Below are 12,266 nucleotides of genomic sequence, written 5' to 3' on the forward strand. Positions count from 1 at the left end.
AGGGCTCCTAGTTCGCGGCGGCCGGGTCGATGGCCAGGAAGCGCGAGAGTTCGTCGTTGTTGCGCACGCCGGCGGCGGCCACCGCGCGTTGCACCACTCGCATCATTCGCGGGTTGTGCGCCGGGTCTCGCTGGTCGGCATCGGGCCATTGGTAGGGCGGCAGGCCGCGCTCGCGCGCCACGGCCTCGGTCTCCTCGCCGAGTGCCTGCAGGATGCGCAGCATCAGCGCATGGCCGCGCCATATCTCGTCGCGCACCACGGGCGTTCCATCGGCGAAGCGGCGCGCGCGCAATTCGTCGGGCAGCGCCATCGGCGGCTCGCCGGCCTTCGCCAGCTCGGCCAGCCGGTTCCAGAAATGCCGCACGTCGTAGGGATTGGGATTGGCGAACACGCGCGCGCGCAGTTCGGCCGGCGTCGCCGGCAGCGGCGTGCTCCACAAGGTGGGGTTGCGCCGGTTCTCGGCCAGCGTCACCCACTCGGCCCACTTCGCCATGCCCTCGAGGTACCAGCTGGCGCGGAACATCGCATGGCCGTACTGGAACAGGTGGAACAGCTCGTGCGGGATCAGGTAGTCCTTCACCCGCTCGTGGTTGCCCGCGAGCGCGGCATTGATGGCGATCGAGAGCGTGCAGCGGTCGGCGCGCGCGCGGCTGTCGGGGTAGCGGATCACGGCCGAGAACGAAAGCCCGCGCTTGTCCGCGACGCCGGGGCTGTAGGCATCGAAGTTCAGCAGGTCGATGTCGATGGTCTCGGCCTGCCGGAAGCGCGGGCTGCGCAGCGGATCGCGAAAACCGTTGGCCAGGTAGATGCGGCGCACGGTGTCCAGGTGCAGCGCGGCGTCCTCGACCATGTCGGGCACGCCGTTGCCGTTGAGGTCGACGCCGGTGTAGAGCGCATGCGGCCCGTCGAGCGCATAGAAGACGCGGATGCCGTTGAACTCGTGGCGCTGCGTCAGCGCCAGCCGGTGCGCATTCTTCGAGATGCGGCAGCCCGCGCCTTCGGGCCCCTGCTGCAGGCCCGGTTCGCGGTCGGCCTGGTCCTGCGCGCGCGCAGCGCCCGGCAGCAAGCCAAGGAACAGGCCCCACAGCATCGACAGGGCCAGCACGGCCTGCATGCGACGCACCCGTGTCACCGCGGCGCCGCGCCGGCCAGGGCGTTCCACAGCAGCCGGTCCATCTCGCTGGCCGGGCCCGCGGGCAGGTCGGCCGCCAGCATCGCGCGCAGCTCGCCGCGGCCATAGGCGGCGGCGGGCACGGCCTCGACGGCATGGATGTTTTCGAGCGGCCGCCGCCGCACCCCCTGGAACAGCAGCGCATGCGCGAGCGAACAGTGCGAACGCAGCCGCTTCGGAAAGCCGAACCAGTTCTCGCGGATGGCCTGGGTCTGCAGCCCCAGCGTGTTGGCATAGCAGCCCATGGCTTCGGGCGAACCGACCGCGAACTGGTCGCCGGCATAGAGCGTCTTGGTCACCGCGAGGTGGTTGAAGAACAGCACGCGCTGGCGGCGGCAGGCCTCGGCCATGCCGGCCCAGTCGGGCGCGGCCGTGCCGGCGCGGAAGGCGCGGTCGGGCCGGATGCGGATCACCAGGTCGTAGTCGCCACCGTCCTGCAGCATCAGGCGGTGCGCCTCCTGGATCTTGTAGAACATCTTGAGCTGGTTGTTCGTATCGTTCTCGAACTCGGGCCGCCGGTGGCTCTCGATCGCCACCACCGCGTCGGCGCCGTACACCGCGCGCAGGTCCGCTTCGCCGAGCGTCGACGACACCTCGAGCCTGGCGAAGAAGTTCGGATAGGCCTTCTTCATCGCGGCCAGCCCGTAGCGGAAACCGGCCTGCCGGTAGGCCTCGGCGAAGGGCGCGAACTTGAAGATCCGGTCCACGCCGTTGCCCGACATCGGATCGGGGAAGCGCCAGCCCGTGTCCTCCCAGGTATGGACGAAGTACTTCACCTGGTGGCCGTCCAGGCCCAGGTGCTTCCAGGTCTGGAAGGCGGCCGCATAGCCGCGCATCTGGCCCGATACGCACACGGCGATGCGCAGCGGCGCGCCGGTGGCCGGCGCGGTTGCATCGGAGCGTGCCGCGCCCGACTCGAAGGCGCGCGCGATCCTCGCGCTGGCACGCGCCTGCCTCGCCTGCTTGCCGCCCTCGGCCGGCGGCAGGTGGCGCACCTGCGCGAGGATGCGCTCGTACAGCGCCTCGTCGAACAGGCCATAGCCGAGGATCAGCAGCCGGCAGATCGCCGCGTCGCTCAGCGCGCGCAGCCCCTTGTCGTCCTGCAGCAGGTCGTTCGCGAAAGCACGCAGCAGCGCGCCGTTCGCGGGCAGCACGCTCTGGAAGAAGCGGCACAGCGTCTCGTGGTCGCAGCTCTGGAACAGTTCGACCAGCATCTCGCGCCGCAGGTCGTCGCCATAGCCGCGGAAGCCCTCGACCGCGAGCATCAGCGCGGTGCGGTCGCGCGGCTCGGCGAATTCCCGGTGCTCGAACAGCGGCCGCGCCACGCCGGCCAGGCTGCGGTAGCTCGCGCCCTGGTGGCGCTTGAGGCCCGCGAGGAAGCTCGCGAAGGCGAAGGGAAAGGCCTCGAGGGTCCGGGCCAGCCGGGCCGCATGGCCATCGATCTGGCCCGCGATCATCTGCACCGCGCCCGCATCCATCTCGCCCTTGGCGGGAAAGTGGCGCGCCCAGATCTCGCCGCCGCGCAGCTCGAGCGCCGCCGCGACGTTGCCCGACAGCACCAGCGCCTCGTGGTAGCGCAGCACGATCTCCTTCTCGAAGGCATGGCCCTCGCCGAGGGCGCGGCGCAGCCGGTAGAGGCTCAGCTCATGCTGGTCCGCGCGCGCGAAGGCCGCCAGCGCGGCCTCCATGTCGGCGACCGAGGTCCAGGCCTCGGAAGCGATCGCTTCGAGCGGAGCGTCTTCCCGCCACATCGCTCAGGCCGCCAGCGCCGCGGTTTCGGCCTCGCGCACCACCGGCAGCCAGGGGGTGGTCAGCATGCCGATCGGCGGCGGCGTCTCCAGGCTCATCAGCAGGTGGGCGCGGCTCGAGGGCTGGTTGCTGCGGTTCACGGCGCGGTGGTTCACGTCCACGCGCACCAGCCAGGCCGAGCCGTCGGCGGGCAGGTGCACGCTCTCGATGCTGCCGTCGGCGCGCTGCCATTCGAAGAAGCAGTTGGGGTTGGTGATGATCGGCACGTGCAGGCGCCAGGCCTCGCGCACGGCATCGGTGTGCAGCGGCATCTCGTCGCCTTCGCTCTCGAGTTGCATGATTCGCGCGCGAAAGGGCTTGAGGCCGCGCGCGGACAGCGCGTCCATCACCTCGGCGAGGCTGCCCGAGCAGGCGTCGGTGGGCTGCGTGCCGCGGCTGGGCATGGCGGCATTGGGGTTGATGCGGCGGATGCCGTCGATCAGCGTGCCGTCGCGGCTGGTCACGGCCCAGCCGATGTAGTCGACGCGGTTGTCGCGGTAGGGCGTCGACGGCAGCGTCTTCACGTGGTGGAGGAAATGCGCGCGCAGCGCGTCGATGTCGATCTTGAAGTTCGCCAGCCGGGCGAACATGACGTCCTTGGATTGCTTCACGGTCTCTCTCCTCGGTTCCCTGGATGAATGGCCATCGCAAGCGATGGCGCCGGCCCGCGCGCGGCGGGCGATGCGCAATGGCTGCGCAGGCGCTGCACGGCAAAGCGCAGCGCGGTCCGAGCACGAGGCCGGACCTAGGCGAGGGAGGAGGAAAGGCGCGGCGGCCGCTTCGGCGGCGCGAAGAAGGTCGAGGAGGAGAAGAAGGCGAAGGACAGCGGCAGCACGCTGCTCAGCGCCATCAGGTCGATCGCGTAGCCCTCGAACAGGACCTCGATACCGTGCCCGAGGTCCGCGTCGTCGGCGGACGCCGAGGCGGACACCGACGTGCCCGCACCGCGCGGATAGTCATCGGAGGAGGCCGAAGCATCGGACCACAGGGTCTGCGCGACGAGGTCGCGGTGCATGCCCGCCTCGACGAGGATTTGCGCGAACACCACCACGGCCTGACAGCACAGAAGGACCGCGAGGACGAACGCAACGAGCGAGCGGGACATGACCGCCAAATCTTAGCGGCAGATACTCCACCTCGGAAACAATTCGTTCACCTTTACAACGGTGTTTGGCGCAGTGAGAACTACGGTTTTCGGTAGCTTCTCGCGCCTTTCGCGACGCGTCGCACCGGCAACTCGCCGGCCTGCGGCAGGCGTTCGCGCAGGAAGTCGATCAGCGCCTGCGCCGCCACGTTGCGCATCGGCCCCGGCAGATAGGCCAGCACCACGCGGCGTTCGATGCGCGGCTTCGACAGCGCCAGCACGACCAGTTCGGGATCGCGCAGCGAGGCCGTGTACAGCCGCGGCATCAGCCCCAGCGCCTGGCCGCCGCGCACCAGCGCATAGAGGGTTTCGGAATAGCTCACGCGCAAGGGCTCGAGCCCCTGCGCGAACTGCGCGCGCGCGGGATTGCCGAGCGCCGGCATGCTGCCGCTCTCGAACAGCACCAGCCGCTCGCGGCCGATGCGTTCCCACTCTGTCTCGCCGGCCGCGGCCAGCGCATGGTCGCGCCGCACCACCAGCACCAGCGGGTCGCGGAACAGGTCCACGCATTCGAGCCCGCCCGGCGGCTCGGTGATGGCGGCCACCGCCATGTCGAGCTGGCCGCTGCGCAACTCCGCCAGCAGCGTGGTCGAGGGTGCGTCGCGCCATGCGAGCTCGACCTCGCCACGGCCCGGCATGGCCGCGAACTCGGCGGCGGCCGCCGCCACGCGCGCAGCGGCCGAGGGGATCACGCCGATGCGCACGAAGGCCCGGCCGCGCCGCACCGTGCTCTCGATGTCGCGCAGCGCCACCTCGACCGTGCGGACCAGGAAGTCGGTGCGCGCCAGCACCTCGGCGCCCAGCGGCGTGAGCTCGACGCGGTGCGTGGAGCGCGTGAGCAGTTGCGCGCCCAGCAGCTTCTCGATCTGCTTGATGGCGTTGCTGAGCGCGGGCTGCGTGATGGCGAGGCGCCGCGCCGCGCGGCCGAAGTGCGCCTCCTCGACCAGCACCGAGAAGCACTGCAGCTGGCGCAGCGTGAGCGCACGCAGCGGCAGCGAGGACGCGGCCGGCTCGGGTGCGGCCGGGGACTTGGGAGCGCGCGAAGAGGTGGCCATGCTTATAGATCGAGCGAATCAAATTATAGAAATTCAAAATTTTCCTTATCGCATCGCCCTCACTAGACTGGCCCGCATGACCGCCAGCCCCTCCGCCAGCCCGTCTTCCGCCGCCCACGGCTTCGACCTCGAAGCCATGCTGCGCGCCATTCCCAAGGTCGAGCTGCACTGCCACCTGTTCGGCACCGTGCGCCACGAGACCTTCAAGCAGCTCAACCTGCGCGCCGGCTCGCCGCTGGCGGCCGACGAGATCGAGGGCTTCTACACGCGCGGCGAGAAACCCGTGGGCGTGCTGCGCGTGCTGCGCGCGCTCGACGCCGAGCTGGTGCGCGGCCCCGACGACCTGCACCAGCTCACGCTCGAATACCTGCAGGACGCCGCGCAGCACAACGTGCGCCATGCGGAGTTCTCGTGGAACCCGACCGGCACGGTGCAGGTATCGGGCATCCCCTATGCGCTCGCGCAGGGCGCGATCGTGCGCGCGATCCGCGATGCGAAGCAGCAGTTCGGCATCGACGGCCGGCTGATCGGCGCCATCGACCGCGAGGCCTCGCCCGCGGCCGCGCTCGAGATGGTCGAGTGGATGGCCGCGAACCGCTGCGACGAGGTGATCGGCATCGGCATCGACTACCGCGAGGTCGACCGCCCGCCCGAGCTCTTCACCGAGGCCTATGCGCGCGCCCGGCAGGCCGGCCTGCGCACCACCGCGCATGCCGGCGAGTTCGGCATGCCCTGGACCAACGTGCGCACCGCGCTCGACGTGCTGCGCGTGGACCGCATCGACCATGGCTACACCGTGGTCGACGCGCCCGAGTTCGCGCATGAATGCGCCGAGCGCGGCGTGCTGTTCACCGTGGTGCCGACCAACTCCTACTACCTGCGCACCCTGCCGCCCGAGCGCTGGGCGCTCGACCATCCGATCCGCCGCATGCCGGGCCTGGGCCTGCGCATCCACCCCAACACCGACGACCCGACCCTGCACAAGGTCACGCCCACGCAGGCCTGGCTGATGATGGTGCGCGACTTCGGTTTCGGCCTCGACGACCTGCGCGGCTTCATGCTCAACGGCCTCGACGGCGCCTGGATCGACGAGACGCAGCGCCGCGACTGGCGCGCGCAATGGAGCGACGCCTTCGACCACCTGCGCAGCCGCCTCGGCGACGCGCCGCCCTCTTCCCCAGCCCACGCATGAAGCCCGCCATGAACCAACTCCGCCGTCCCCTGCTCGTGGCCGCGACGCTCTGCGCCGCGCTGCCCGCCCTGCTGCCCACCATGGCCTCGGCCCAGCCCGCCTGGCCCACGGCCAAGCCGATCACGCTGATCGTTCCCTACACTGCGGGCGGCAGCGTCGACGTCAATGCGCGCCTCGTCGCCACGCGCCTGGCCGAGCGCCTCAAGCAGTCGGTGGTGATCGACAACGTGGCCGGTGCCGGCGGCGCCATCGGCGTGGCCAAGGCCGTGGCCGCCGCGCCCGACGGCTACACGCTGGTGGTCGGTCCCGACAGCGCGATCGCCATCGGCCGGCTGGTCAATCCTTCGGCCTTCCGCTTCGATCCGCTCAAGGACCTGGCGCCGGTCGGCCTGCTCAACACCGCGCCGATGGTGTTGGTGGCGCGCCCCGGCCTGCCCGCGAAGAGCTATGCCGACTTCGTGCAGCTCGCCAAGGCCGCGCCCGGCAAGTACAACTACGCCACCTCGGGCGTGGGCACCGTGCTGCAGCTCGCGATGGAACTGCTCAAGCAGCGCAGCGGCATCTTCGTGACCCACGTGCCCTACCGCGGCGGCGCGCAGATCGCCACCGACGTGATCGGCGACCAGGTCGACCTCGCGATGCTCGTGAGCACCAGCGCCATCCCGCACGTCAACGGCAAGCGGCTGCAGGCCCTGGGCATCACCGGCACCAAGCGGCTGCCCTCGCTGCCCGGCGTGCCCACCTTCGACGAGATGCCCGGCCTCAAGGGCTTCGACATGGTGAGCTGGACCGGCATCTTCGCGCCCGCGAAGACGCCACCCGCCGTCGTCGCGCGCATCAACCAGGAACTCGAGGCCGTGCTGCGGGAAGAAGGCGTGCGCAGCAAGCTCGCCGAGCAGGGCGCCTTGCCGGGCAGCGGCACGCCCGAGGCCTTCGGCCGCTTCGTGCAGGCCGAGTACGCGCGCAACCAGAAGATCGTGCAGACGGCCAATATCAAGGAGTGAGCGGGGGCGCGCACCGCCTGCTCTTCTGCATACACTCGCGGCGACCCGGTCATCGGAGATCGCCGCCATGCCCATCGCCTCCCTGGCCCCACGCCTTCGCCTGCTGCTGGCCGCCCTCCTGCTGCCGGCCCTGCTCGGCGCCTGCGCCAGCCTGCCGCCGCCCGTGGTACAGGCGCCCGTCGCCGCGATCGGCGACTACGCCGCCACGCCGCTGAACGCCATCGCGCAACGGGCACTGGCACCGGGCCCCCAGTCCGGCTTTCGCCTGCTGCCCTACGGCCCGACCTCCTTCGCCAGCCGCATTGAGCTCGCGAAGCTCGCCACCCGCAGCCTCGACGTGCAGTACTACCTGCTGGCCGGCGACAACACCGGCCGCGCCCTGATGCGCGCGCTGCGCGATGCGGCCGCGCGCGGCGTGCGCGTGCGGTTGCTGGTGGACGACCTCTACACCACCGGCGAGGACGAACTGCTGCTCGGGCTGGCCAGCCATCCGAACGTGGAGGTGCGCCTGTTCAATCCCTTCCCGGCCGGCCGCGGCAGCGACCTCACGCGCTTCGCCGCGTCGGCCATGGATTTCGAACGCATCAACCGGCGCATGCACAACAAGCTGTTCGTGGCCGACAACGCCGCCGCCGTGGCTGGCGGACGCAACATGGCCGACGAGTACGTGATGAACGCCAGCGCCAGCAACTTCATCGACATGGACGTGTTCGCCGCGGGCCCGGTGGTGCGCGAACTCTCCGACGCCTTCGACCACTACTGGAACAGCGAGGCCGTCTATCCCGTGCAGCGCATCGCGCGCAGCAGCCTGACGCCGGCGCAGCTGCGGCAGCGCTTCGAGGAACGCACCGCAACGGCCAGGCCGCCGCAGGCGCCGCGCATCCCCGACGACGGCGTCATTCCCAACGCCACCGAGGGCGAGCCCAGCGCCATTCCGCTCGAGATGGTGCCGATGATGAACCTGCCCTTCGAGCTGGCCGAGCGCAGGCTGAGCCCGCTGCTCGCGGCCGACGCGCGCGTGCTGTTCGACCCGCTGACCAAGACCCAGGGCTGGAACGAGCGCGAGAACTCGAACAAGGGCACCGTGACCGAATCCGTCGTGCGCTGGTTCCGTACCGCGCAGCGGACCATCAAGATGGTCTCGCCCTATTTCGTGCCCTCGGACGCGGCCGTCGCCAGCCTCGCCGAGGCGCGGGCCGCGGGCCTGGAGGTCGAACTCGTCACCAACTCGCTGGCCTCCACCGACGAGCCCTGGGTCTACGTCGGCTACTGGCCACACATCCACCGGCTGCTCGAGGCCGGCGTCGAGATCTACGAGCTGAGCCCCTCGCTGAGCGTGCACCGCGGCAAGCTCGGCCTGTTCGGCCATGGCACCGGCGCGCTGCACATGAAGAACGGCATCGTCGACCATCGCCAGGTCTTCCTCGGCTCGATGAACCTCGACCCGCGCTCGGCGCGTCTCAACACCGAGCTCGGCCTCATCATCGACAGCCCCGACATGGCGCGCCAGCTCGAGAGCTTTGCCGACACGCGCAGCTTCTACCGGCTGCGGCTCGATGCGAAGGGCCGCAACGTCGAGTGGGTGGACCAGGACGACGACTCGCGCGTGTTCGACGTGCCGCCCGAGACGACGGCATGGCAGCGCTTCAAGCTGAGGCTGCTGGGGCCGTTGATTCCACAGAGCCAGTTGTAGAAGCCGCACGCATGTCACGCTCCGAACGCCTGCTCGCCCTGGTCCAGACCCTGCGCCGCCATCGCCGGCCCGTCAGCGGCCAGGCCCTGGCGGCCCAGCTCGACATCAGCCTGCGCACCCTCTACCGCGACATCGCGAGCCTGCAGTCCCAGGGCGCGTTGATCGAAGGCTCGCCCGGCCTGGGCTATGTGCTCAAGCCCGGCTACGTGCTGCCGCCGCTGATGTTCGGCCCCGAGGAGATCGAGGCGCTCGCGCTGGGCCTGCGCTGGGTGGCCGACCGCGGCGACAGGGCGCTGTCGGGCGGCGCGCACGATGCGATGGCGAAGATCGCCGCCGTGCTGCCGCCCGAATTGAAGCGCGAGCTCGAAGCCTCCGCGCTGCTCGTGGCCGTGGGGGCGAAGCGCGTGCCGGCCGCGGTCGAACCCGACCTGCTGCGCGCCGCGATCCGTGCCGAGCACAAGCTGCGGATCGGCTACGACGATCCCGGCGGGACCGCGTCGCAACGCGTCATCTGGCCCTTCGCGCTCGTGTACTTCGAGCAGTCGCGCGTGCTCAGCGCCTGGTGCGAACTGCGCAACGACTTCCGCAACTTCCGCGCCGACCGCATCGTCGCCGCCGAGATGCTCGATGCACGCTATCCCCAGCGCCGCCAGGCGCTGCTCAAGGCCTGGCAGCAACGCGTGCGCGAGAGCGGCCGCACGATACTGCCGGAATCTGACATGCCCTCTTCCTAAGCTCGCGCCATCGTTCATTCATCAGGAGATCGGCGTGAAGTTTGCATCCGTGCGTCTAGTCACTCAACAATTCGAAGCCCTCGTTGCGTTCTACGCGCGCCTGTCGGGCACCGAGGCCACCCGGCTGGCCGACGGCTTCGCGGAGATCCGGCTGGCGGGCGCGACGCTGGCGATCTCCGAGGAGCATCTCGTGCAGCGCTTCAACGCCGGGGCCGCGACGGCCGCATCGAACCGCTCGGCAATCCTCGAGTTCGAGGTCGCCGATGTCGAAGAAACTCTGGCACGCATGGAGGAAGCGGCCGAGGTCGTGATGCGGCCGACCACGATGCCGTGGGGCAACCGGTCGCTGTTGCTTCGCGATCCGGATGGGAGTCTGGTGAACGTGTTTTCGAGGCCGGCGGGCTAGCGAGGGCCCTTCGGCGTTACACGCGTTACGGCCGAGACGTCCCTCGCGTGCGAGCTGGAGGACACGAAGCCCGGCCTTTTCTACGATGACGGCCCAATCCCCGTCCCTCCCATGAAAAGTCCGCTTCGCCTCCTGTCCGCAGCCCTGCTCGCCACCCTCGCAGCCACCCCCCACGCCCGCACCCTCTGCACCGCCATCGCCGACGCGACCACCGGCCAGTTCATCGTGAAGCAAGGCCGCTGCGACGAACGCGTCACCCCCGCCTCCACCTTCAAGATCGCGATCGCGCTGATGGGCTTCGACGCGGGCTTCCTCAAGAACGAGCACGACCCCGTGCTGCCCTTCAAGGAAGGCTATCCGGCCTGGGTCGAAGGCTGGAAGCAGCCGACCGACCCACAGCGCTGGCTCGCGCTCTCGGTGTTCTGGTTCTCGCAGCGGGTGACCGAATCGCTGGGTGCCGAACGCTTCGCGCGCTACGCGAAGGACTTCGGCTATGGCAATGCCGACGTGTCGGGCGACCCGGGCAAGCACAACGGGCTCGAGCGTTCATGGGTCGCCTCCTCGCTGCGCATCTCGCCGCGCGAGCAGGTCGAGTTCCTGCGCAAGCTGCTGTCGAACCGGCTGCCGGTATCGCCGCACGCGATCGAGATGACGCGACGGTCGATGGAAACGACCGAGCTGCCCGAGGGCTGGACCGTGCAGGGCAAGACTGGCGCGGCCTACCCGAAGAAGGCCGACGGCTCGCTCGATGAAGCCCATGGCTATGGCTGGTATGTCGGCTGGGCCACGCGCGGCGAGCGCACCGTGGTGTTCGCGCGGCTGACGCAGGACGATCGGAAGCAGGCGACGACACCGGGCGTCCGCACGCGCGACGCGCTGCTGCCGGCCCTGCCCGCGCTGATCGGTTCCGGCGCGAGATGACGACGGCACCGAGCCTCGGGCCGCGCAGCACGCGCATCGATGTGCTGCGCGGCATCGCGATCCTGCTGGTGCTGTTCCACCACTTCAACATCGCCTACCGGCTCGACGGCAGCGTGCTGTCGCAACTTTTCGGCTGGGAAGCGGTGCGCGCGGTGGCGCGCAACGGCAACTACGGCGTCACGATGTTCTTCGTGATCTCGGGCTTCCTGATCACATCGAACGCGCGGCGCCGCTGGGGCGCGCTGCAGGACGTGAAGGCGCGCGCCTTCTACGGCCTGCGCGTGGCGCGCATCGTGCCGTGCCTGCTGCTCCTGCTGGTCGCGGTCGACTTGCTGGCCTGGGGCGGCGTGGCCGTCTTCCAGAACCGGGCGCCGGCAGGTGCGACCCCGTTGCCGCTGTGGCTGGTCAACCTCGCCTCGCTGACCTTCTGGATGAACGTGGTGGTCGACAGGTACGGCTGGACCAACTACGCGCTCGGCGTGCTGTGGTCGCTGTCGGTCGAGGAGGTCTTCTATCTCTTCTTCCCGATCCTCTGCGTGCTGCTGCGCCGGGAGCGCCGGCTCATCGCCTTCTGGCTCGCGATCGCGGTGCTGGCGCCGGTCTACCGCTTCCATCGCCAGGACGACGAAGGCGGCTACCTCTATGCCTACTTCGCGGCCTTCGACGGCATCGCGATCGGTTGCTGCACGGCGCTGCTCGCGGACTCGGTCGTTCTCTCCGCGCGACTCAAGACGCTGCTGTCGTGGACCGTGGCGATCGCCATGGCGTTTCTCTACCTGCGATGGCCGATCTCGCAGAGCCACGTGCTCGGCGTCACGGCGATGGCGCTGGGCACGGCCGTGCTGCTGGCGACGATGAGCGATCGATCCGCGGACGGCACGGCGCCCACGCGAGGTCGCTGGCTCTCCACCGCCTTCGGATGGTTCGGCCGCCGCAGCTACGAGCTCTACCTGTTCCACCTGATCGTGCTCGGCCTGCTGCGGACCCTGTTCCCGCCCGCGCACGCGAGCGGCGGCGACAGGATGTGGCTGCTCGGCGGCTACCTCCTGCTGTCGATGGCGCTGTGCGATGCCATCGCGCGCTGCTGCAGCGAGCCGCTGAACCGCTGGCTGCGAAGCCGCTTGTCCGTTGCACCCGCCTGACCCGGGCTTCTTCTTC

General features: G+C 70.0%; 12 protein-coding genes. 7 read left to right on the forward strand and 5 right to left on the reverse strand.

The window, feature by feature from the left end; genetic code table 11:
- Positions 1–7: 7 nt before the first annotated feature.
- From ACEN9J_RS10715 to ACEN9J_RS10735, 5 genes are all read right to left on the reverse strand, one after another.
- Complete coding sequence (locus tag ACEN9J_RS10715; RefSeq protein ID WP_413764021.1) at positions 8–1,132, reverse strand: hypothetical protein; 1,125 nt, start codon at positions 1,130–1,132, stop codon at positions 8–10.
- On the reverse strand, positions 1,129–2,922 hold the full coding sequence (locus ACEN9J_RS10720; RefSeq protein ID WP_413764022.1) for a hypothetical protein: 1,794 nt from the start codon (positions 2,920–2,922) through the stop codon (positions 1,129–1,131). Before ACEN9J_RS10720 ends, ACEN9J_RS10715 begins: the two co-directional genes overlap by 4 nt.
- A 3-nt stretch (positions 2,923–2,925) precedes the next feature.
- A complete protein-coding gene (locus ACEN9J_RS10725) occupies positions 2,926–3,570 on the reverse strand; it encodes an aspartyl/asparaginyl beta-hydroxylase domain-containing protein (protein ID WP_082321981.1) in 645 nt (214 codons plus the stop codon).
- A 134-nt stretch (positions 3,571–3,704) separates the two neighbouring features.
- On the reverse strand, positions 3,705–4,064 hold the full coding sequence (locus ACEN9J_RS10730) for a hypothetical protein (protein ID WP_413764023.1): 360 nt from the start codon (positions 4,062–4,064) through the stop codon (positions 3,705–3,707).
- A gap of 80 nt (positions 4,065–4,144) precedes the next feature.
- Positions 4,145–5,158: a LysR family transcriptional regulator gene (locus ACEN9J_RS10735; protein ID WP_413764024.1), complete on the reverse strand. Its 1,014-nt coding sequence runs from the start codon at positions 5,156–5,158 to the stop codon at positions 4,145–4,147.
- 76 nt (positions 5,159–5,234) lie between these two features.
- Between ACEN9J_RS10735 and ACEN9J_RS10740 the strand changes: the two genes are divergently transcribed.
- The 7 genes from ACEN9J_RS10740 to ACEN9J_RS10770 all read left to right on the forward strand — a co-directional run bounded on the left by ACEN9J_RS10740 (position 5,235) and on the right by ACEN9J_RS10770 (position 12,250).
- Positions 5,235–6,350: an adenosine deaminase family protein gene (locus ACEN9J_RS10740; protein WP_413764025.1), complete on the forward strand. Its 1,116-nt coding sequence runs from the start codon at positions 5,235–5,237 to the stop codon at positions 6,348–6,350.
- Between the two features lie 8 nt (positions 6,351–6,358).
- On the forward strand, positions 6,359–7,354 hold the full coding sequence (locus ACEN9J_RS10745) for a Bug family tripartite tricarboxylate transporter substrate binding protein (protein WP_413764026.1): 996 nt from the start codon (positions 6,359–6,361) through the stop codon (positions 7,352–7,354).
- 67 nt (positions 7,355–7,421) lie between these two features.
- Positions 7,422–9,047 carry a phospholipase D family protein gene (locus ACEN9J_RS10750; RefSeq protein WP_413764027.1) on the forward strand — a complete coding sequence of 542 codons (1,626 nt, stop codon included), beginning with the start codon at positions 7,422–7,424 and terminating at the stop codon, positions 9,045–9,047.
- 11 nt (positions 9,048–9,058) lie between these two features.
- Complete coding sequence (locus tag ACEN9J_RS10755) at positions 9,059–9,781, forward strand: helix-turn-helix transcriptional regulator (protein WP_413764028.1); 723 nt, start codon at positions 9,059–9,061, stop codon at positions 9,779–9,781.
- Between the two features lie 34 nt (positions 9,782–9,815).
- Positions 9,816–10,187, forward strand: coding sequence for a VOC family protein (locus ACEN9J_RS10760; RefSeq protein WP_057592428.1), 372 nt, complete (start codon positions 9,816–9,818; stop codon positions 10,185–10,187).
- A gap of 111 nt (positions 10,188–10,298) precedes the next feature.
- Positions 10,299–11,108, forward strand: coding sequence for a class D beta-lactamase (blaOXA, locus tag ACEN9J_RS10765; RefSeq protein WP_413764029.1), 810 nt, complete (start codon positions 10,299–10,301; stop codon positions 11,106–11,108).
- Positions 11,105–12,250, forward strand: a complete 1,146-nt coding sequence (locus tag ACEN9J_RS10770) for an acyltransferase family protein (protein WP_413764030.1) — start codon at positions 11,105–11,107, stop codon at positions 12,248–12,250. Before blaOXA ends, ACEN9J_RS10770 begins: the two co-directional genes overlap by 4 nt.
- Positions 12,251–12,266: the final 16 nt, after the last annotated feature.

This window comes from Variovorax sp. Varisp41 (assembly GCF_047325085.1).
Lineage (GTDB): Bacteria > Pseudomonadota > Gammaproteobacteria > Burkholderiales > Burkholderiaceae_C > Variovorax.